The organism is Streptomyces sp. NPDC034099 (assembly GCF_055575415.1).
Genome location: NZ_JBVISR010000005.1, coordinates 197,418 through 215,858, shown reverse-complemented (window position 1 = coordinate 215,858; position 18,441 = coordinate 197,418). Strand labels below are relative to the sequence as shown.

General features: G+C 73.7%; 22 protein-coding genes. 10 read left to right on the top strand and 12 right to left on the bottom strand.

Annotated elements, in window-relative coordinates; all coding sequences use genetic code 11:
- The first annotated feature begins 58 nt into the window (after positions 1 to 58).
- Positions 59 to 469 carry an SseB family protein gene (locus ACZ56V_RS16785; RefSeq protein ID WP_059297372.1) on the top strand — a complete coding sequence of 137 codons (411 nt, stop codon included), beginning with the start codon at positions 59 to 61 and terminating at the stop codon, positions 467 to 469.
- A 33-nt stretch (positions 470 to 502) separates the two neighbouring features.
- Here ACZ56V_RS16785 and ACZ56V_RS16780 read toward each other — a convergent pair whose 3' ends face one another.
- On the bottom strand, positions 503 to 910 hold the full coding sequence (locus tag ACZ56V_RS16780; RefSeq protein ID WP_356364474.1) for a MarR family winged helix-turn-helix transcriptional regulator: 408 nt from the start codon (positions 908 to 910) through the stop codon (positions 503 to 505).
- A gap of 129 nt (positions 911 to 1,039) precedes the next feature.
- On the opposite strand from ACZ56V_RS16780, the gene ACZ56V_RS16775 reads away from it, so the two are divergent.
- The 5 genes from ACZ56V_RS16775 (at position 1,040) to ACZ56V_RS16755 (ending at position 3,591) form a co-directional block, all read left to right on the top strand.
- Entirely contained in the window at positions 1,040 to 1,327 is a 288-nt protein-coding gene (locus tag ACZ56V_RS16775; protein WP_398911800.1) for an ArsR family transcriptional regulator, read from the top strand.
- Between the two features lie 211 nt (positions 1,328 to 1,538).
- Positions 1,539 to 2,003 (top strand): fluoride efflux transporter CrcB, encoded by a 465-nt coding sequence (gene crcB / locus ACZ56V_RS16770; protein WP_468942982.1) that lies wholly within the window; start codon positions 1,539 to 1,541, stop codon positions 2,001 to 2,003.
- Positions 2,000 to 2,344: a DUF190 domain-containing protein gene (locus ACZ56V_RS16765; protein WP_398911798.1), complete on the top strand. Its 345-nt coding sequence runs from the start codon at positions 2,000 to 2,002 to the stop codon at positions 2,342 to 2,344. Before crcB (ACZ56V_RS16770) ends, ACZ56V_RS16765 begins: the two co-directional genes overlap by 4 nt.
- The gene (gene crcB / locus ACZ56V_RS16760; protein WP_398911797.1) at positions 2,341 to 2,715 is read left to right on the top strand and encodes a fluoride efflux transporter CrcB; all 375 of its coding nucleotides are present in this window, start codon (positions 2,341 to 2,343) and stop codon (positions 2,713 to 2,715) included. The genes ACZ56V_RS16765 and crcB (ACZ56V_RS16760) overlap by 4 nt, the downstream gene beginning before the upstream one ends.
- Positions 2,716 to 2,754: 39 nt before the next feature.
- Positions 2,755 to 3,591 (top strand): undecaprenyl-diphosphate phosphatase, encoded by an 837-nt coding sequence (locus ACZ56V_RS16755; RefSeq protein ID WP_398911796.1) that lies wholly within the window; start codon positions 2,755 to 2,757, stop codon positions 3,589 to 3,591.
- An 18-nt stretch (positions 3,592 to 3,609) separates the two neighbouring features.
- Here the strand turns inward: ACZ56V_RS16755 and ACZ56V_RS16750 are convergent, their stop codons facing one another.
- Positions 3,610 to 4,668: a fatty acid desaturase family protein gene (locus ACZ56V_RS16750; protein WP_398911795.1), complete on the bottom strand. Its 1,059-nt coding sequence runs from the start codon at positions 4,666 to 4,668 to the stop codon at positions 3,610 to 3,612.
- 135 nt (positions 4,669 to 4,803) lie between these two features.
- Between ACZ56V_RS16750 and ACZ56V_RS16745 the strand changes: the two genes are divergently transcribed.
- On the top strand, positions 4,804 to 5,736 hold the full coding sequence (locus tag ACZ56V_RS16745) for a glutaminase (RefSeq protein WP_467381160.1): 933 nt from the start codon (positions 4,804 to 4,806) through the stop codon (positions 5,734 to 5,736).
- A gap of 18 nt (positions 5,737 to 5,754) precedes the next feature.
- Here the strand turns inward: ACZ56V_RS16745 and ACZ56V_RS16740 are convergent, their stop codons facing one another.
- From ACZ56V_RS16740 to ACZ56V_RS16730, 3 genes are all read right to left on the bottom strand, one after another.
- Positions 5,755 to 6,930: a D-alanyl-D-alanine carboxypeptidase family protein gene (locus tag ACZ56V_RS16740; RefSeq protein ID WP_398911793.1), complete on the bottom strand. Its 1,176-nt coding sequence runs from the start codon at positions 6,928 to 6,930 to the stop codon at positions 5,755 to 5,757.
- 123 nt (positions 6,931 to 7,053) lie between these two features.
- The gene (rho, locus tag ACZ56V_RS16735; protein WP_468942976.1) at positions 7,054 to 8,193 is read right to left on the bottom strand and encodes a transcription termination factor Rho; all 1,140 of its coding nucleotides are present in this window, start codon (positions 8,191 to 8,193) and stop codon (positions 7,054 to 7,056) included.
- A gap of 353 nt (positions 8,194 to 8,546) precedes the next feature.
- A complete protein-coding gene (locus ACZ56V_RS16730; RefSeq protein ID WP_398911790.1) occupies positions 8,547 to 8,957 on the bottom strand; it encodes a nuclear transport factor 2 family protein in 411 nt (136 codons plus the stop codon).
- Between the two features lie 80 nt (positions 8,958 to 9,037).
- On the opposite strand from ACZ56V_RS16730, the gene ACZ56V_RS16725 reads away from it, so the two are divergent.
- Both ACZ56V_RS16725 and ACZ56V_RS16720 read left to right on the top strand, forming a co-directional pair.
- Positions 9,038 to 9,625, top strand: a complete 588-nt coding sequence (locus ACZ56V_RS16725) for a PadR family transcriptional regulator (RefSeq protein WP_398911789.1) — start codon at positions 9,038 to 9,040, stop codon at positions 9,623 to 9,625.
- 4 nt (positions 9,626 to 9,629) lie between these two features.
- Complete coding sequence (locus ACZ56V_RS16720; RefSeq protein WP_467381151.1) at positions 9,630 to 10,355, top strand: class I SAM-dependent methyltransferase; 726 nt, start codon at positions 9,630 to 9,632, stop codon at positions 10,353 to 10,355.
- 9 nt (positions 10,356 to 10,364) lie between these two features.
- Here the strand turns inward: ACZ56V_RS16720 and ACZ56V_RS16715 are convergent, their stop codons facing one another.
- The 6 genes from ACZ56V_RS16715 to ACZ56V_RS16690 form a co-directional block, all read right to left on the bottom strand.
- Positions 10,365 to 11,126 carry a GntR family transcriptional regulator gene (locus tag ACZ56V_RS16715; RefSeq protein ID WP_398911787.1) on the bottom strand — a complete coding sequence of 254 codons (762 nt, stop codon included), beginning with the start codon at positions 11,124 to 11,126 and terminating at the stop codon, positions 10,365 to 10,367.
- A 124-nt stretch (positions 11,127 to 11,250) separates the two neighbouring features.
- A complete protein-coding gene (locus ACZ56V_RS16710) occupies positions 11,251 to 12,219 on the bottom strand; it encodes an acetylxylan esterase (RefSeq protein ID WP_467381149.1) in 969 nt (322 codons plus the stop codon).
- Between the two features lie 119 nt (positions 12,220 to 12,338).
- A complete protein-coding gene (locus ACZ56V_RS16705; RefSeq protein ID WP_468942971.1) occupies positions 12,339 to 12,923 on the bottom strand; it encodes an Rv1733c family protein in 585 nt (194 codons plus the stop codon).
- Positions 12,924 to 13,074: 151 nt separating this feature from the next.
- On the bottom strand, positions 13,075 to 13,851 hold the full coding sequence (locus tag ACZ56V_RS16700; protein WP_468942968.1) for a ferredoxin reductase: 777 nt from the start codon (positions 13,849 to 13,851) through the stop codon (positions 13,075 to 13,077).
- Positions 13,844 to 14,449 (bottom strand): sulfite oxidase-like oxidoreductase, encoded by a 606-nt coding sequence (locus tag ACZ56V_RS16695; RefSeq protein WP_123621704.1) that lies wholly within the window; start codon positions 14,447 to 14,449, stop codon positions 13,844 to 13,846. The genes ACZ56V_RS16700 and ACZ56V_RS16695 overlap by 8 nt, the downstream gene beginning before the upstream one ends.
- A 90-nt stretch (positions 14,450 to 14,539) precedes the next feature.
- Entirely contained in the window at positions 14,540 to 15,034 is a 495-nt protein-coding gene (locus ACZ56V_RS16690; protein WP_398911783.1) for a MarR family winged helix-turn-helix transcriptional regulator, read from the bottom strand.
- Positions 15,035 to 15,307: 273 nt separating this feature from the next.
- Here ACZ56V_RS16690 and ACZ56V_RS16685 point away from each other — a divergent pair, with 273 nt between their 5' ends.
- A complete protein-coding gene (locus ACZ56V_RS16685) occupies positions 15,308 to 16,150 on the top strand; it encodes a putative protein N(5)-glutamine methyltransferase (protein ID WP_398911782.1) in 843 nt (280 codons plus the stop codon).
- On the opposite strand, the gene ACZ56V_RS16680 is transcribed toward ACZ56V_RS16685, so the two are convergent.
- A complete protein-coding gene (locus tag ACZ56V_RS16680; RefSeq protein WP_467381143.1) occupies positions 16,140 to 18,251 on the bottom strand; it encodes a SpoIIE family protein phosphatase in 2,112 nt (703 codons plus the stop codon). The two genes, ACZ56V_RS16685 and ACZ56V_RS16680, sit on opposite strands and share 11 nt — an antisense overlap.
- Positions 18,252 to 18,441: the final 190 nt, after the last annotated feature.

Below are 18,441 nucleotides of genomic sequence, written 5' to 3'. Positions count from 1 at the left end.
CGTGTCCGCGCCGATCACCCGCGTGGGCCGCAACACCGCCGCTACCAGGGAATCAGCCATGGAGACACCCGCGAACGACCACCCCGTGACGCCCGCCCAGCGGGCACTGGACACGCTCGCCGAGACCCCCGAGGCCGCCGACAACACGGCGGCGCTCGACACGCTCGCGAGCAGTGACGTCCTCGTGCCGGTGCCCGACGACGCGAACGACCAGGACACCGCCGACCCGGGCATGCTGGCGCTGCCGGTACTGGAACAGCAGGGCGGCCGCCAGGTGGTGCCCGTGTTCACCTCGGAGCTGGAGATGGCGGACCTGCTGCCGTACGTCTCCCGCTACCGCATGGTGCCGCTGGGTGCCCTCGCCGCGCAGTGGCCGGCCGACGACCTGTCGCTGTCCATCGACGCCGGCTCGGAGCACCGCCTCACCCTCACGTCGGACGGCGTGCGCACCCTGCTGGCCCGACCCTAGGGGCGGGACCGATGGCGAGGGCCTCCGCTCCCCTCAGGGGCGGGGGCCCTCGGCGTCGCCGAGCGTGCGGGCCAGCGCGGCCCGCTGCAGCGGCAGTATCTCGGCGTGCAGGTCCCGGCCCCTGGGGGTCAGCGCGACGTACACGCCGCGCCGGTCCTCCGCGCACATGGAGCGCTGCACCAGCCCGTCCTTCTCCAGCCGGGCGATCAGCCGGGACAGCGCGCTCTGGCTCAGGTGGACCCGGCCGACCAGGTTCTGCACCCGGCACCGGTCGCCGGCCCCGGGCCCCTCGGTCACGAGCAGGTCGAGCACCTCGAAGTCGCTCGCGCCCAGGCCGTGCGGGTGCAGTGCCCGGTCGATCTCGCACATCGTGCGCGCGTGCACCGACAGGATGTCCCGCCACCGTTCCTCGAGCCGCGCGCCGGCCGTCCTGGCTCCCATGGGTGAACGGTAGCACCGGAACCGATATTGGTTGAATGTGCAAATGGCCCGGTTGCCGGACAACGGGAGCCCGGCTGCGGGAAGGTGGAGGGACACGGCAGGGGCGGGCTCGCGCGGAGGGAGGACGAGATGCTCAGGACCCCCGTCCACGGCACCCGTCTCGACATCCTGGAGTGGCTGAAGGACCCGGCCGCGCACTTCCCGTCGCAGCGTCGCGTCGACCCCGTCGAGCACGGTGTCCACGCGGGCCCCGTCGCCGCGAAGCTCGGGGTGACCCGCCGGGTGGCCGAGACCCACCTGGGCCTCCTCGCCGGTCTCGGCCTGCTCCGCGCCAGGAGGATCCGCCGCCGCACGTACTACCGGCGCGACGAGGTGCGGATCGCCGAGGTGGCGCGGATGTTCGAGAAGGGCTGGTAGGCACGGGCACCCTCCCGGCGTGACCGGGCATCTCCCGGAGTGACCCGGGCGCCGCCCCGGCGTTACGCTGAGCATCGGCCGCGGCCCCCGGGGCGCGGCGCGGCGGTGGGGCCCGCCGTACCAGAACCGCGGCTCAGGCGCCGCCAACGGTCCCTACTTGACTTGCGCACGGGGGGCGTCCCCCTGCCCGGCGAGTAGGAGACGTACGACCATGACAGTCCCGAAGACCTGGCGTCCCGGCGGCACCCGGGCCGCCGCCCCGAGCCGGTCCGGGTGGCGCGCCCAGGCACCGGTCGTCGCGGCCGTGGCCCTCGGCGGCGGCACCGGCGCCGCCGCCCGCTACGCGGCCTCCCTGGGGTGGCCGACGCAGAGCGGGGACTTCCCCTGGACGACCTTCGCGGTCAATGCCGCGGGCTGCGCCGTGATCGGCGTGTTCATGGTGGTCATCACCGAAGTACGGGCGGCCCACCGCCTGGTCCGGCCCTTCTTCGGCACCGGCGTGCTCGGCGGCTTCACCACGTTCTCCACCTACGCGGTCGACACCCGGTCCCTGTTCGCCGACGGCCGGGCCCCCACCGGCCTGGCCTACCTCGCCGCGACCCCGCTCGCGGCACTCACGGCGGTGTGGCTCGCCGCATGGGCGGCCCGCCGGGTCCTGAAGAGGAGGCAGTCATGACGAGGCTGACCGGCAGTGCCCTGCGCCTGACCGTCTACGTCGGCGAGAACGACACCTGGCACCACCGCCCCCTGTACTCGGAGATCGTCCACCGCGCCCACGCGGCGGGCCTCGCGGGCGCCAGCGTCTTCCGCGGCGTCGAGGGCTTCGGTGCCTCCTCGCTGATCCACACCACCAGACTGCTGTCCCTGAGCGAGGACCTCCCGGTGGCCGTCGTCGTCGTCGACACCGAGGAGCGGGTCCGGGACTTCCTGCCGCTGCTCGACGAACTCGTCACCGAGGGCCTGGTCACCCTCGACCCGTGCGAGGTCGTCAGGTACGAGGGCGGGAGGCCGTCGTGAACTGGCTGCTGGTCGTCGCGGGCGGCATGGTGGGCGCGCCGCTGCGCTACCTCACCGACCGGGCCGTGCAGTCCCGGCACGACTCCGTCTTCCCCTGGGGCACCTTCACGGTGAACGTGATCGGCAGCCTGGTCCTCGGCCTGCTGACCGGCGCCGCCCTGGCCGGCGCCGCCGGCTCGGAGCTGCGGCTGCTGCTGGGGACGGGGCTGTGCGGCGCCCTCACCACCTACTCGACCTTCTCCTACGAGACGCTCCGGCTGACCGAGACCGGTGCGCGCCTGCAGGCCGCCGTGAACGTGGTGGGGAGCGTGGCGGCCGGCCTCGCGGCGGCGTTCGCGGGGGTGACTCTGGCCGACGCGCTCTGGACCTGACGCCGGGCTCACAGGCTGGTGTAGTAGGAACTGGATGCCATGAGCGCCATCAGCATCGGTCAGGCCGTCGTCCTCGGAGCCGTCGAGGGGGTGACCGAATTCCTGCCCGTCTCCTCCACCGGACATCTCAAGATCGTCGAGGGTCTGATGGGCATCCCCGTCGACGACGACGCCGTCATCGGCTTCTCCGCGGTCATCCAGGTCGGCGCGATCGCCGCCGTGCTCGTCTACTTCTCCAAGGACATCGCGCGGATCGTCTCCGCCTGGGCGCGCGGGCTGCGCGACCGCGACGAGCGGTACCACCACGACTACAAGTTCGCCTGGTGGGTCATCTTCGCCACCATCCCCATCGTCCTCGTCGGCCTGGCCGCCAAGCCCCTGATCAAGGGCCCCCTCGCCTCGCTGTGGGTGGTCGCGGGCTCGCTGATCGTCGGCAGCGGCGTGATGTGGTGGGCCGACCGCACCGGCCGGCACAAGCGCGGCGAGGACGACACGTCGTTCAAGGACGCGATGCTGGTCGGCGGCTCCCAGATCCTCGCCCTGCTCTTCCCCGGCTTCTCCCGCTCCGGCGCCACCATGTCCACCGCCCTGATGCTCGACCTCGACCGGGTCGCCGCCACCCGGCTGTCCTTCTTCCTCGGCATCCCGGCCCTGACCGGAGCGGGCCTGTACGAGCTGAAGGACGCCCTGGGCACCGGAGCGGGTGCCGCGCCCCTGGCGGTCGGCACCCTCGTCTCCTTCGTGGTGGCCTACGCCTCCATCGCCTGGCTGCTGAAGTTCGTCGCCAAGCACTCCTTCAACGCGTTCGTCGTCTACCGGATCGCGGTCGGCGTCCTGCTGTTCGGGCTGCTCGGCGCGGGCGTGCTGCACAGCTGACCGCCGCGCGCCGCCCGTTCAGCGGGCCGCGCGCAGCGGCTCCCCGACGCTCCTCATGTGCCGCAGGGCCTCGCGGTGCGAGGCCAGCAGCCCCGTCTGGTGATACGGCACGCCCAGCTCGGCGCAGTACGCCTCGGTGACGGCCTGGGCCCGGCCGAGGGCGGGGGTCGGCATGCTGGGGAAGAGGTGGTGCTCGATCTGGTAGTTCAGGCCGCCCATGAAGGCGTCGACGAGCACGCCGCCCCGCACGTTGCGGGAGGTGAGGACCTGGCGGCGCAGGAAGTCCAGCCGCATGCCCTCCTCGATCATCGGCATGCCCTTGTGGTTGGGCGCGAAGACCGAGCCCAGGTAGATCCCGAACAGACCCTGGTGCACGGCGAGGAAGACGAGCGCCTTGCCCGGCGGGAGGACCGTGAACAGGCCGCCGAAGTACAGCACGAAGTGGGCGACGAGCAGCGTGCCCTCCAGGACCGGCCGCTTCACGGCCCGGCTGCCCAGCGCCTTGAAGCTGTTGAAGCTCAGATTGAGGCCCTCCAACGTCAGCAGCGGGAAGAACAGGGCGGCCTGGTGCTTGCCGACGAACCGCGGAAGCCCGGTCGCCCGGTCGGCCTGGCCCCGCGACCACACCAGGATGTCGGGGGAGACGTCCGGGTCCTTCTCCTCGTGGTTCGGGTTCGCGTGGTGGCGGGTGTGCTTGTTCATCCACCAGCCGTAGCTCATGCCGAGCAGCAGGTTGGCCACCAGCAGACCGCCCGCCTCGCTGGGGCGCCGGCGCGTGAAGACCTGCCGGTGGGCGAGGTCGTGGGCCGCCAGTCCGAGCTGGCCGAAGACGACGGCGAGCGCGACCGCGACGAACAGCTGGCTCCAGCTGTCCCCCAGGGAGACGAACGCGGCGACACCGCCGGCGAGCGCGAGGGCGACGGCGCCGAAACGGACCGTGTAGTACAGCGGGCGCCGCCGGAGCAGACCCGCGTCGGCTATGCGCCGTGAGAGTTCGGAAAAGTCGCTCCCCTTTTCGCGTCCCTTTTCCCGTGCGGGCTTGGGCAGGCTCTCGACGAGCACCGTTGATTCGACCATGTACCTGAGTATGTGAACGATCTCCCCGCCGCAGAATGGCGTCCGCCCCCGAAACGGGGGTGAGGCCAGCACCACCCCGGCACGGGGGTCCACCCGCCGTCGGCCTCCGGCCGCCCGGACCGGCCCGGAGGGAGAATGGCGATCATGAACACACCCACGACCTTCCGGCCGGTCCTGGAGCGCATCGCCGAGGAGATCGAGCGGACCCCGGGCAGTGGCCGGCCCGCCGACTACATCCCCGCCCTCGCCGCCCGCGACCCGCGCCGCTTCGGCATGGCCGTCGCCGAGCCGGACGGCACGGTGTACGGGGTGGGGGACTGGCGGGAGCCGTTCTCCGCGCAGTCCATCACCAAGGTGTTCACCCTCGCCCTCGACCTGGCCAGGGAGGGAGAGGCCCTGTGGGAGCACGTGGGCCGCGAGCCGTCCGGCAACCCGTTCAACTCCCTGGTGCAGCTGGAGTACGAGAACGGCATCCCGCGCAACCCGTTCATCAACGCGGGCGCCCTCGTCGTCACCGACCGGCTGCACACCCGCACCGGCGACGCGGCCGGCGAACTGCTCGCCTTCCTGCGCGCGGAGAGCGGCAACCCGGACCTCACCCACGACGAGGAGGTCGCCGCCTCCGAGGCCGCGCACGGCGACCGGAACGCCGCGCTGGCGCACTTCATGGCGTCGTACGGGAACATCGACAACCCCGTGCCGGTGCTCCTCGAACAGTACTTCCGTCAGTGCTCCGTCACCGCCTCCTGCGCCGACCTCGCCCTGGCGACCGGATTCCTGGCCCGGCACGGCGTCCGAGCCGACGGCACCCGGCTGCTCAGCCGCAGCCGGGCCAAGCAGGTCAACGCGGTGATGCTGACCTGCGGGACCTACGACGCGGCCGGCGACTTCGCCCACCGGGTGGGACTGCCGGGCAAGAGCGGGGTCGGCGGCGGCATCATCGCGGTCGTACCGGGGCACTGCACGCTGTGCGTGTGGAGCCCCGGCCTGGACGAGCGGGGCAACTCGGTGGCCGGGGTGGCGGCCCTGGACCGCTTCACGACGCTCACGGGGCTGTCGGTGTTCTGAACGCGCACGACGCTCGCGTCAACTGCCGTCGTCCCGTACGAGCCTGAGCCGCAGGGCGAGCGCCATGACGCCCGCGCCGAGCGCCGCCACGCCCAGGATCGCGCCGGTCTCCGGCCAGCCCGGCTCGTCCTCGGCCGGCTTCGCCGCGGTCGCCGCCGCGGGGACGGCCTGCGGTCCCTGCCGGGGCCGGACGCCCTCGTGGGCCAGCGAGCCCACCGGGTCGACCTCGCCGGCCGCCTCGAAACCCCAGTCGAGCAGCGAACGGGCCTCCTCGTACACGGCGTGGCCGCCGCCCTCCTGAGGGTTCATCACCGTGACGACCAGGGTGCGTCCGTCGCGGCGGGCGGCGGCGACGAGGGTGTTGCCGGCGTTGCTGGTGTAGCCGTTCTTGACGCCGATCAGCCCCGGGTACGGCTCCACACCGTCGGCCCCGGTCAGCAGCCGGTTGGTGTTCATGATCCCGTACGAGCCGCCGTCACGGCCGGGGAACAGCGCGTCGACCTTGGCGCAGTACCGCGCGAAGTCGGGACGCCGCAGCCCCTCCCGGCCGAACACGGCCAGGTCGTACGCCGACGAGACCTGGCCCGGGGCGTCGTACCCGTCCGGCGAGCGGACGTGGGTGTCGAGGGCGCCGAGCGCGCGGGCCTCGGCCTGCATCCGGGCCGCGGTGGCGCTCCAGCCGCCGGCGAGGGAGGCGAGGACGTGCACGGCGTCGTTCCCGGAGTTGAGGAAGACGCCGTTCCACAGGTCGGAGACGCGGTACGTCTGGCCCTCGACCACACCGACCAGGCTGCTGCCCGGGCCGATGCCGGACAGGTCCTCGGTGCTGACCTCGTGCCGGATGCCGCCCGGCAGGGCGGGCAGCACCGTGAGGGCGAACAGCGTCTTGAGGGTGCTGGCCGGCGGCAGTCCGCGGTGCGCGTCGTTCGCCGCCAGCACATCGCCCGTGCCGGCGTCGGCCACGACCCAGGACAGGGCGGAGACATCGGGAACCCGGGGCGCTGTGGGGTGCGGCCGGACCTGGGTGCCCGAGCGGTACAGCAGCGACGGCGGGGCCGCCGTGACGCCGCCGGGCGGGCCGGGGTCCGGCCGCTCCGCGGGGGCGGCCGCGGCGGCCGGCACGAGCGTCAGCAGCCCTGCCACGCAGAGCATGCAGCTGGATCGAGCCGCCCGGGATGAGAATCCGATAGTCATACCGCAAACGTAGGAACGGCCCCTCGCACCGCCACGCTGACCGGGCCGGGTCCGCTCCGCAAACACCCGGATGCCGTAGCCGGGCCCGGAGTGCGGTGCCCGTCGGCGCCGTGGGCGCAGGCGTCAGCCGGCGGGCAGCGTCGGCTGCACCTGCCGCAGGAACGTGGCGTTGTCCGGCGTCCGGCGCAGCCGCTCCAGCAGGGTCTCCAGGCCGGACTGCCCGTCCCGGGTCCCCAGGGCCCGCCGCAGCCCGCGCACGGCGGTGGCCTCGGCGGCGGAGAGCAGCAGCTCCTCGCGCCGGGTGCCCGAGCCGACCAGTTCGACGGCGGGGAAGACCCGGTGGGAGGCCAGCTCCCGGCTCAGCCGCAGTTCCATGTTGCCGGTGCTCTTGAGCTCCTCGAAGTAGAAGTCGTCGGCCCGCGAGCCGGTCTCCACCAGGGCGGTGGCGAGGACGGTGAGGGAGCCGCCCTCCTCCGCCTTGCGGGCCGCGCCGAAGAAGCGCTTGGGCCCGAGCAGCGCCCCGGCGTCGACGCCGCCGCTGAGCGTGCGGCCACCGGAGGCGGCGGCGTTGTTGTGCGCCCTGCACAGCCGGGTGAGGGAGTCGAGGAGGATCACGACGTCCTCCCCGGCCTCGACGAGCCGCTTGGCCCGCTCGATCACCAGCTCGGCGAGCGCGATGTGCTGCTTGGCGCTCTGGTCGAAGGTCGAGGAGTACACCTCGCCGCGCACCGAGCGCCGCATGTCGGTGACCTCCTCGGGGCGTTCGTCGAGCAGTACCACCATCAGCCGGGACTCCGGGTGGTTGCCCGCCACCGCGGCGGCGATCTGCTGGAGGAGGACGGTCTTGCCGGTCTTCGGCGGAGCCACGATCAGGCCGCGCTGGCCCTTGCCGACGGGGGCGATCAGATCGGCGACGCGTCCGGTGAGGCCGGCCGCCGGGTGTTCGAGCCGCAGCCGCTCGTGCGGGTGCAGCGGGGTCAGGTCGGCGAAGTGCCGTCGCGCGCTCCGCCGGTCGGGCGTGCGGCCGTTGACGCGGACGACGTCGGTCAGGGTGCGCCGGTCGCCGCACACCCCCTCGACGAGGTCGCCCTTGCGCAGCCCGTGCCGTCGGATCAGCGCGGGGGAGAGGGTGAGGTCGGAGGGCTCGGGATGCAGGCTCCTGCCCCGAAGGCGCCCCTTTCCGCCCGCCTCGATGTCGAGGACACCGCTCGCGATCTCGGTCGGGGACTGCTGTACAGGGGGGTGTTCGAGTGTGGTGGTCATGGTGGTCGGTCCTTTCGAGGACACGGGCATGGGACATGCGGAAGGAAGGGGGAAGCCGCGCGAGGGGTCGGACGACACGCCTCCGGACGGCGGGAACAGCACCTCGGACACGGCGGGGCGAAGCCCCTGCTCACGAGGTTGGGCTGAGAAGCGGACACACCGGGACGGGCGGATCCGCGAACCGAAGGGAAACTGGCACCGGCGCCCCGATCGACGGGGCGTACACAAGTGCTGACTGCACCGTACCACGGGACCGTGCGCCGTGGCGGTGGGGCGGGACAGGTGATGTCCCACCCCGTGCAACGCGGCCGGTGCGCAAGCTGTTGTCGTCTTCCGCGTGTTCCGGGCCGGGCTCAGCCGGCCGAACTCGCCCGCGTCCCCTGCGCCTCCTCCGCGATCCGCTCGAACTGCGCGGCCATGGCCGTCTGAAGGGCCTGCGCGCCCGAGAGCGGGCGCACCATCACCGTGAGTTCGGCGATGCGGCCGGCCGCGTCGAGGCGCAGGAAGTCGCAGCCGCTGATCTCCCGGTCGCCCACCCGTGCCGCGAAGAGCAGCGCGTGGTCGCGGCCGTCCGCCTCCCCGATGACGCGTTCGTAGCGGAAGTCCTCGAAGACGCGCTCGACCGCGCGCAGGATCGCCGCCGTGATCGCCTTGCCGTGGTAGGGCTTGAAGACGACGGGGCTGGAGAACACCACGTCGTCGGCCAGCAGTGCTTCGACGGCGTCCATGTCGTGTGCCTCGACCGCCGCGCGGAACGCCCGCATCGCCACTCCTTCATACTGAACTATTTGAATAGGTGTGGAGTAGAGTAGTCGTCGTGGGCCGTGCTTGCTAGCGTGTCGACATGTCTCTCAAGTACGCCGTCCTGGCCGCCCTGCTGGAGGGCGAGGCCTCGGGCTACGAGCTGTCCAAGGTGTTCGACGTGTCGCTCGCCAACTTCTGGCCCGCCACGCCGCAGCAGCTCTACCGGGAGCTGGAGCGCCTCGCGGGCGACGGACTCATCGAGGCCCGGACCGTGCCGCAGGAACGCAGGCCCACCAAGCGGCTGTTCTCGCTCACCGAAGCGGGCCGGGAGCAACTGGGCGTCTTCGCGGCCGAGCCGACCCGGCGGCCCACCGCCATCCGCGACGAGTTCCTGATCAAGATGCAGGCCATGGACGGCGTCGACCCGGCGGCGGTCCGCGCGCTGGTCGAGGAGCGCAGGGCCTGGGCGCTGGGCAAGCTCGCCCGCTACGAGCGGGTGCGTGAACGCCTCCTGGACGGCCGCACCGAGGAGGAACACCTCCGGGAGGCCGACCGCGTCGGGCCCTACCTCACGCTGGCCGCCGGGATCGCGTTCGAGCGGGAGAACGCCCGCTGGTGCGCGTACGCGCTCACCGTGCTCGACGGGCGCCGCGCTCCCGCGGGGCCCGCCGGACAGACCCCGGGCTGACCGGATGTTCAGCCCCGAGGGCCCCACCCTGCGCGAACTCGCCGTCCAGGCACTGTCGTCGGTCGAGCACGGCTACGACCTGCTCGCACCGAAGTTCGACCGGACCCCGTACCGGACGCCGGACCGGGTGCTGGCCGCCGCGGCCCGAGCACTGGAGCCGCTGGGCCCCTTCGCCGCCGGACTCGACCTGTGCTGCGGCACCGGCGCGGGCCTGGACGTGCTGGCCCGGGTGTGCCGACGGAGCGTGACCGGCGTGGACTTCAGCGCCGGGATGCTGGAGGTCGCGCGCGGGCGCACCCTGCCGCGGGGCCCGGCGGTCTCCTGGGTGCGCGCGGACGCCCGCGCCCTGCCGTTCGGCCCCGCCTTCGACCTCGTGGTGAGCTTCGGGGCCTTCGGGCACTTCCTGCCCCGCGAACTGCCGGGCCTGTTCGGCCAGGTGTGCTCCGTGCTGCGGCCGGGCGGCTGCTTCGCCTTCCCCGTCGTCGCCCCGCCCCGCCCCGGCTCACCGGGGTACTGGACGCTGCTCGGCTTCGACGCCGCGATGCGGGTGCGCAACGCGCTGTGGCGGCCGCCGTTCGTCATGTACTACCGGACGTTCCGGCTCGGGGACGTGGGCCGCGAGCTGTCGCGGGCCGGCTTCCGGACGGACCTGCACGCCCTGCCGGAGTTCGGGCGCCGCCCCGACGGCAGCCCGCGGGTCCGGCTGGTCGTGGCCCGGCGACTCCCGTAGCGCGCCGGGTCAGCCCGCCGCCGGCAGGGTGAACTCGTAGACCAGGGCGTCCTGCCGGGTGTCCACCAGGAGGTCGGTGATCTCCAGCGGTCGCGCGTACTGGTCGTGCACCCGCCGTACGACCCGGACCGACGCGGTGTCGGGCTGGAGCGTGATGGTGTCCCGGTGATGCAGCGTCAGGCCCGCCCGGCGCATCCAGTCGTAGGCCCGCCGCAGCTGCGCGCGGGCGACCCCGTCGGCGCGGTCGCGATAGCGGGCCAGTTCCTCGACCTCGGCGAGCGCCACCGCGGAAAACGATGTCACGGCCGTCCGCCGGCCGTCGCCCCCGGCCACCGCCGACGTGTAGTGGTGCATCAGGGTGGGCCGGCCCGGCACCAGCCCCAGCGCCGCGGCGTGCTCCGGCGGCGGCGTCCCCCAGACGACGGTGGCACGCTCACCGGTGCGCGGCTCCGCCGCCCGGGCGCCGACCGGGAAGACCAGGGGTGCCGGACTCCCGGCCGGCGGCCCCGGCAGCGCGACGTGACTGCCCCGCCGGTCGGTGGTGAGCAGACCGTCCCTGCGCAGCACGTCCAGCGCCTGCCGTACGGTTTCCCGGCTGACTCCGAAGTGCTCCGCCAGCCGGCGCTCGCCGGGCAGCCGTTCACCCGGTGGGACGGTCCCGTCGCGCAACTCGCCCAGCAGCTGGTCCGCCACCCGCCGGTACAGGGGCGGCCGGACGTCGGCGGTCGGCGGGTCGGCGGGGGACGGGACGTGCGGGGTGGTGCGGGCCATGCCGCGCCTCCTGTTGATGACGTACGGTAGCCGCGCGGGCTCGGTGCGCCACCAGGATTACCATTGGTCTAAACCAGCAGGGAAGACCGGTCCGCCGGTTCGGCCGAAACACCACCCACGGACCTCAGGCGTGGCGGCTCAGCCAGCGCAGCTTGGCCGCCTCCTGGTACGGCCCGCCGCCCTCGTGATCGTTGAAGTCGTACACCTCGATCGTCTTGTCCTCGTGCGTCCAGGCGTTGAACGCGGCGAAAACGGTCGACGGCGGGCAGGTCTGGTCCTCCAGGGCGGCCGAGAACAGTGCCGGAGCCCGGCCCCGCGCCGCGAAGTGCACACCGTCGAAATAGGACAGCGTGCGCAGCGCGTCCCCGGTCCGGCCGCGGTGCGTCTTCAGGTACAGGCCGACCTCGCGGTAGGGGTGCCGGTCGGTGAGCGTGGTCGCGCGCGGGAAGTCGCACAGGAACGGCACGTCCGGCGCGACGGCGACCAGGTCCGGCACGAGTCCGCCCACCGCGATCGATATGCCGCCGCCCTGGCTCGCGCCCAGCACGACCGTGCGGGACGGGTCGGTCAGCGGGTGGGAGCGGGCCGCCTCGACGGCGCGCACGGCGTCGGTGAAGACCCGGCGGTAGTAGTAGTTCTCCGGAGCGTCCAGGCCGCGGGTCATGAAGCCCGGGTACGCGGGCGTGCCGCCGACGGGGTCGGGGGTCCCGCCACCGCCGCCCCAGGCGCTGCCCTGGCCGCGGGTGTCCATCACGAAATGGGCCCGGCCGGTGGACGCCCACAGCAGGTGCTCGTGCGGCAGCCCGCGTCCCCCGCCGTACCCGACGAACTCCACGACCAGCGGCAACGGCTCGGACGCCGCGGCCGGCAGGGTCAGCCAGCCCTTCACCGGGTGACCGCCGAACCCGGCGAACGTCACGTCGTACACCCGCACCGTGGACAGTCCCGTGTCGACCGGTTCGAAGCGGGCGTCCAGGTCGTGCTCGCGGGCCTCGGCGAGCGTCTTGCTCCAGAACGCGTCGAAGTCCTCGGGCTCGACCGACGCGCTGCGGTAGGCGTGGAGTTCGTCGAGCGGAAGGTCGAACAGGGCCATCGAGAACCGCCTTTGCGGGGAGACGCGGCAGACCGTACGGATGATCACACGGTACGTGAGCGGTTCGCGCAAACGCCAGGTCCGGCCCTACTCGGGAACCGCGCGGGAGGGGGGTGCGGTCAGGCCCGGCGATGGGTCCACTGCGGCTCGGTGAGGGCCCAGTCGCGGTCCCACTCCGCCATGCGCCGGCGCAGCGCCACCGCGCGTACGGCGCGGTGCGCGAGCAGCACCGTGAGCGCCGTCCCGATGGTGGTGAACGAGCCGATGGTGGCGCTGTGCTGCCAGATCTCGGCACCGTCCGACGGCGGGGGCACGCTCTGGCCGTGGGAGTCCAGCCACACGTCGACGCTGTCACCGTGCCGGGTGCCGGCCGGCACCCGGGCCGTGGTGCTCTTCTCCGCGCCGTCCGCCGCCCTCCAGTGGACGGTCGCGCGGTAGGTCTGCTGTCCGCCGAGCTGCCCCGTCGACAGGGCGTCGGGGGTCCGGTCCACGACCGTGGCACGGATCTGGTGCCGCTCGGCCCGTTGCTCGGCGACGATGGCCCGGGCCTGTCCGTAGCCCCACCACGCGGTGGCGGCGCCGAGCAGCGGAGCGGCCACGAACAGCAGGAGGGCGACGACCACCGTGGTCCACGCCTCGACGACGTCCGACCGGCGCCGCAGGGGATTGCGCCGCCAGCGCCAGCCGCGTACCCGGGTTCGCATGTCGACCTCCCCGCGATCACCGCGACCGGAGGGCGGGCGGACGGCCGTCGAGTGCGGGGGCCGCCGTGCCTTCGTGTCGCGCCACGTGTGCGAGTGCCCGCACTAGGACTGGTACCCAGTCCTGCGGGCCTCGCTCACGAACCCGGCGGGATCAGCCGAAGCGTTCGATCCGGATCCGGTCGACCGGCTGTCCGGCCGCCACCAGCAGCCGCGAGGCGTGCTCCGCGAACGCGTTCGACCCGCACACGTACGCCTCCCAGCCGCCGGCGGGCGGCTCGGACAGGAACGGCGCCAGGTGCGCGGACGTCAGCCGGCCCACGGGCGTCCCGGCCGGCGCGGTGCGGGTGAACACCGGCGTCGTCTCCGCGCCGAACTCACGGGCGTAGATCAGCTCCTCGGGGCCGCGCGCCGACACGAGGAGGCGCAGCGGCACTGTCAGGCCCCGTGCCCGGTGGTGCCGCACCATCGACATCAGCGGTACGACGCCGGAACCGGCGCCGAGCAGCAGGGCGGGCCGGTCGCCCGGCCAGGCGAAGAAGCCGCTGAGCGGGCCGCGCACCTCGATCCGGTCGCCCGGCCGCGCCACCGTGTGGAACCAGCCGGACACCTCCCCGTCCGGCACCCGGTCGAGGGTCAGCTCGATGTGCCCCGACTCGTCCGGGGCGGACGCCAGCGAGTAGTGGCGCTGGGCCCGGTAGCCGTCCTCGGCGGTGAGCCGCAGCATCAGGTGCTGGCCGGGCAGATGGCCCGCCCAGCCGGGCACGGCGAAGCGGAAGGTCGACGCGCGGGGCGTCTCGCGGCGGATCTCGGTGAGCGTGGCCGTCTGCCACGTCCCGGCCACCCGGCCGTTTACCTCGATGCGCCCGGGCACGGCGAACCGCGTCGGGGGTGTGAAGGCCCCTGCCGTGTGCGTGGCTGTCTCAGTCACCGGAGTACCGCTGCTCCTCCCAGGGATTGCCCCGCGCGTGGTAGCCGTTCTGCTCCCAGAAGCCCGGCTCGTCGTGGTCGAGGAGTTCGAGCCCCGCGATCCACTTCACGCTCTTCCAGAAGTACAGGTGCGGCACCACCAGCCGGGCCGGGCCGCCGTGCTCGGGGGCGAGCGGCTCCCCGTCGTACTCCCACACGATCCAGGCCCGTCCGCCGGTGAGGTCGGCGAGCGGCAGGTTCGCCGTGTAGCCGGTGTGCGCGTGGGCGACCGCGTGCGTGGCCGACGGCAGGGGGCCCGCCGCGTCCAGGAAGGCGTCCAGGGACACGCCCCCGAACCGCACCCCGAACTTCGACCAGCCGGTGACGCAGTGGATGTCGCCCGCGTACCCGGACGCCGGCAGCAGGCGGGCCTGTGCCAGGTCCCAGGTGCGGGGCTCGGCCACCAGGCCGCCCACGCGGAAGGTCCAGTCGGCGGGCGCGATCTCGGGCGTGACCTCGGCGGACAGCACGGGCCAGTCGTCGCCCGCGTCGTACTGGCCGGGCGGCAGTCCCGGCCGGGCGGCGCGCGGGCGCCCGGTGAAGCCTCGGGTGGTGTTCATGCGGTGGAGCCTTTCGGGCCGCCGGGGCGGGCTGCCCGCGGCCGGCGTGATCAGTGCGTACCCGTCAACGGTACGTGTCCCCGGCGCCGCTCAGACCGGGTCCCCGCCCGGGGCCGCACCCGGCCACGCGTTGTACCGCTCCAGATACGCGGCGAAGCGGAGCAGGTCATCCTCGGGCCAGTCGGCGAGCCGCTCCCGGAAGGCGGTCCTGCGGCGCTCGGTGACCCGGTCCAGGGCGTGCCGTCCGGACTCCGTCAGGTGCAGGACCTGGACGCGGTGGTCGTCCGGGTCGACGCGCCGCTCGATCAGCCCGGCGCGCTCCAGCGCGGACACCTGGCGGCTGACGGTGGACTTGTCCAGGGCGTAGTGGGCGGCCAGGTCGGTGGCCCGGCGGCCGTCCCGCTCCTCCAGGTGACCCAGCAGCGTGTACGACACCAGCGACAGCTCCGGGTGCATGCGTCCCGCGGAGGCGCGGGCCCGGCGGGCGAAGACCGTCATCTCGCGCTGGATGGTCTCCACGGCCGCGTCCGCGGGGCGTCCGCCGGGAGCGACGGTCGTCTCTTCCGGTGTCTCGGCAGCCGTCACGGTTCCTCCTCCGCTCCTCCTCCGCAGTGCTGGTTGCACAGTACAACTTTGACCAGGAGGTTGCGCGAGTCAACCATGTGCGGGAGGCCGTCGGCGTCTGATCATTGGGGTAGTGTGACCGTCGGCCGCGGACCGCCCCGGCCGCCGGACGACTGGGAGGTGAGACCGATTACCGCTGTGTCGGCCCGGGTGCTCTCACCTCACGGCAGTGCGGTCACCGGAAACGAGTGACCGGGAGAGCGCCCTTCGGTTCCCGAAAGGCTCTCGGCTTCCATGCCTCCCACCTTCCCCGCTTCGCCCACCCCCGCGTCCTCCCCGGACCTCGTCGCCCCCTTCTCGGCGGCTCTCCCGTCGCGTGACGCCGTCGTGGCCGCGCTGCGTGCCGCAGGATGCGTCTTCGCCGAGGACGAGGCCGCGCTCCTGCTGACCGCCGCCCGCACCGCCGCGGAACTCACCGCGCTGGTCGACCGCCGGGTCACCGGCCTGCCCCTCGAACTCGTCCTGGGCTGGGCCGAGTTCCGCGGCCTGCGCATCGCGGTCGCCCCCGGTGTCTTCGTGCCCCGCCGCCGGACCGAGTTCCTGGTGTCCCAGGCCCTGGCCCACGCGCCGCACGCGCACGTCGTCGTGGATTTGTGCTGCGGCTCCGGGGCCGTCGGCGCGGCCCTGGCGGCCGCCCTCGACCGTCCCGAGGTGCACGCCGCCGACGTCGATCCCGCCGCGGTGCGCTGCGCCCGCGGCAACCTCGCGGACGCCGGCGGCCGGGTGTACACCGGTGACCTGTTCGACGCGCTGCCCGCCGCGCTGCGCGGCCGGGTGGACATCCTCGCGGCCAACGTGCCGTACGTCCCCACGGACGAGGTCGCCCTGCTCCCCGCCGAGGCCCGCGACCACGAACCGCTGGTCGCCCTGGACGGCGGCACCGACGGCCTCGACGTGCTGCGCAGGGTCGCGGCCGCGGCGCCCGGCTGGCTCGCCCCGGGCGGCTGCCTGCTGGCCGAGACGAGCGAACGCCAGGCGCCCGACGCCGTCGCCGCCTTCACCCGGGCCGGCCTGACCACCCGCCTCGCGGTCTGCGAGGAGCTGTACGCCCACGTGGTGATCGGCGTCAGGGGCTGACCGTCCGGGCCCCGTACCGCGATTCCGGCGGCGTGGCCCGGGCGATCAGCAGGGCCACGTCGTCGGAGTTCTCCGGCTCGTGCAGGGTGCGCAGCAGCAGGTCGCAGACCTCCTCCAGAGGGCGGTCCGGGCCCTCCAGCAGGGCGAGCAGCGCGTCCAGCCGCTCGTCCAGCGGATGTCTGCGCGTCTCGACCAGGCCGTCGGTGTAGAAGACCAGCCGGTCGCCCGGCTCCAGGCCGACCTCGGTGGTGGCGAAGGCGACGCCGCCCACCCCCAGCGGCACCCCGGTGGGCAGGTCCAGCAGCTCGGGCGGCCGGCCGGCCCGCAGGCGGACCGGGGGCAGATGCCCGGCGTTGGCGATCAGGCACCGCCGCCGGTGCGGGTCGTGGACGGCGTACAGACAGGTGGCGATGGCCTGGTCGAGGCCCGCCGTGGTCCGCTCCAGGTGCCCGAGCAGCTGCGCGGGGTCCAGTTCGAGGGCGGCCAGGGTGTTCGTCGCGGTGCGCAGCCGCCCCATGGAGGCCGCCGCCGCGATGCCGCTGCCCATCACGTCGCCCACCACCAGCGCGGTCCTGCCGCCCGCCAGCTCGATCACGTCGAACCAGTCGCCGCCGACCTCGCTGGTGCCCCCGGCCGGCTGGTAGCGGGAGGCGACCTCGAGCCCGCCGGTCACCGGCGGATGGCTGGGAAGCAGGCTGCGCTGGAGGGTGAGGGCGGTGTCGCGGGCGTTCTGGTACCAGCGGGCGTTGTCGATCTGCAGCGCCGCCCGCGCGGCCAGCTCCCGGGCCAGCAGCAGGTCGTCCTCGTCGAACGGCACGGGGTTGGCGATCCGCTTCAGGTCCAGGGCGCCGAGCACCTCGCCCCGCGCGATCAGCGGCACGGCCAGGTACGAGTGGACGCCCGCCCGGCGCAACAGCTCGGCCGCCTCCGGCGAGCGGGCGACGCGTTCCAGGTCCTTGCGCGTCACCCGCGCCACCATCACCGGCCGGCCGGTGCGCACGCACTCGGTGACCAGGCGGTCCGGGCCGTACCGGGCGACCCGGCCGGGCGGGTCGGCCGCCCGCAGCGCGTCCCCGGCGTCGTCGTCGGCGCGCACGGCCAGTGCCCTGAGCACCGCGGGTTCGGCCGGGCCCAGCGTGCTGCGCCGGCCCTCGACCACGGCGTCCAGCAGGTCCACGGCGGCGATGTCGGCGAGGCCGGGCACGGCCACGTCGGCCAGCTCGTACGCGGTGCGGTCCAGTTGCAGCGTGGTGCCGATCCGGGCGGATGCGTCCGCGACGGCGGCCAGCCGGCGCCGCGCGCTCTCGGCCTCGGCCGCCGTCCGGTACTGCTCGGTGACGTCGACGACCGAGACGGCCACGCCCAGTACGGCGCCCAGGGCGTCCTCCAGCCGGTACAGCGAGACCGACCAGGTGTGCTCCTCGTCCGGGTCGGAGGGGGTCCGCCCGGTCGCGGTCCGGTCGACGACCGGCCGTCCGGTCTCCAGCACCTCGCGTGCCGCCGCCTCCAGCGGGCCGGCGTCCACCTGCGGCAGCAGCTCACGGATGGTCCGGCCGAGGTGGTCCTCGGCAGGGACGCCGTTGAGCCGTTCCAGGGCCGGGTTGACCGAGACGTACCGCAACCCGGGGTCCAGGACGGCCAGACCGATCGGGGACTGCATGATCACCCTCGTGGACAGGGCGACGTCCCGCTCCACGCGGCGGACCATCGACTGGTCGGCCGCGAGTCCGAGGGCGTAGACGTCCCCCCGGTCGTCAAGCAGGCGCATGTTGCGGAACTCCACCAGCCGGGTGCTGCCGTCCTTGTGCCGGACGGGGAAGGCACCGGCCCAGCTCCGGCCGGTCCTCATGACGTCCTCGAACAGCTTCACGACCAGGTCGAAATGGCGTTCGTGGACCATGATGCGGGCGGCGTACCGCCCCAGCGCCTCCCGCGCGGAGTAGCCGAACAGCTCCTCGGCCTGCGGGCTCCACAGGACGATCCGGCCCTCGGCGTCCAGGACGATCGAGGCCACGTTCAGCAGGTCGAGCAGCCCGCTGGGCCCCACCGGGCCGCGCGGCGACGGCTCGCCCTCGAACCCCGCAGACCCCGCTGCACTCATCCCACGCCCCGCCTTCGCCGTTCGACGCGGCACGCCCTGCGATGCCGACCTCCTTGTTCTACCGCGTTCCACCGCGCCGAGGACCGGTTCGTCAGGGCTCCGCCGTCTCCCCCCAGCATCTCCCCGCGGGCCGGGGACCGCCGCACGAAGCACGTCCGGAGTTGGTCTGTACATGACTCCATGGCCGGGC

Coding starts and splice junctions, on each gene's coding strand:
- ACZ56V_RS16785 (WP_059297372.1), top strand. CDS start 59: ATGGAGACACCCGCGAACGACCACCCCGTGACGCCCGCCCAGCGGGCA.
- ACZ56V_RS16780 (WP_356364474.1), bottom strand. CDS start 910: ATGGGAGCCAGGACGGCCGGCGCGCGGCTCGAGGAACGGTGGCGGGAC.
- ACZ56V_RS16775 (WP_398911800.1), top strand. CDS start 1,040: ATGCTCAGGACCCCCGTCCACGGCACCCGTCTCGACATCCTGGAGTGG.
- crcB (WP_468942982.1), top strand. CDS start 1,539: ATGACAGTCCCGAAGACCTGGCGTCCCGGCGGCACCCGGGCCGCCGCC.
- ACZ56V_RS16765 (WP_398911798.1), top strand. CDS start 2,000: ATGACGAGGCTGACCGGCAGTGCCCTGCGCCTGACCGTCTACGTCGGC.
- ACZ56V_RS16755 (WP_398911796.1), top strand. CDS start 2,755: ATGAGCGCCATCAGCATCGGTCAGGCCGTCGTCCTCGGAGCCGTCGAG.
- ACZ56V_RS16750 (WP_398911795.1), bottom strand. CDS start 4,668: ATGGTCGAATCAACGGTGCTCGTCGAGAGCCTGCCCAAGCCCGCACGG.
- ACZ56V_RS16745 (WP_467381160.1), top strand. CDS start 4,804: ATGGCGATCATGAACACACCCACGACCTTCCGGCCGGTCCTGGAGCGC.
- ACZ56V_RS16740 (WP_398911793.1), bottom strand. CDS start 6,930: ATGACTATCGGATTCTCATCCCGGGCGGCTCGATCCAGCTGCATGCTC.
- rho (WP_468942976.1), bottom strand. CDS start 8,193: ATGACCACCACACTCGAACACCCCCCTGTACAGCAGTCCCCGACCGAG.
- ACZ56V_RS16730 (WP_398911790.1), bottom strand. CDS start 8,957: ATGCGGGCGTTCCGCGCGGCGGTCGAGGCACACGACATGGACGCCGTC.
- ACZ56V_RS16725 (WP_398911789.1), top strand. CDS start 9,038: ATGTCTCTCAAGTACGCCGTCCTGGCCGCCCTGCTGGAGGGCGAGGCC.
- ACZ56V_RS16720 (WP_467381151.1), top strand. CDS start 9,630: ATGTTCAGCCCCGAGGGCCCCACCCTGCGCGAACTCGCCGTCCAGGCA.
- ACZ56V_RS16715 (WP_398911787.1), bottom strand. CDS start 11,126: ATGGCCCGCACCACCCCGCACGTCCCGTCCCCCGCCGACCCGCCGACC.
- ACZ56V_RS16710 (WP_467381149.1), bottom strand. CDS start 12,219: ATGGCCCTGTTCGACCTTCCGCTCGACGAACTCCACGCCTACCGCAGC.
- ACZ56V_RS16705 (WP_468942971.1), bottom strand. CDS start 12,923: ATGCGAACCCGGGTACGCGGCTGGCGCTGGCGGCGCAATCCCCTGCGG.
- ACZ56V_RS16695 (WP_123621704.1), bottom strand. CDS start 14,449: ATGAACACCACCCGAGGCTTCACCGGGCGCCCGCGCGCCGCCCGGCCG.
- ACZ56V_RS16685 (WP_398911782.1), top strand. CDS start 15,308: ATGCCTCCCACCTTCCCCGCTTCGCCCACCCCCGCGTCCTCCCCGGAC.
- ACZ56V_RS16680 (WP_467381143.1), bottom strand. CDS start 18,251: ATGAGTGCAGCGGGGTCTGCGGGGTTCGAGGGCGAGCCGTCGCCGCGC.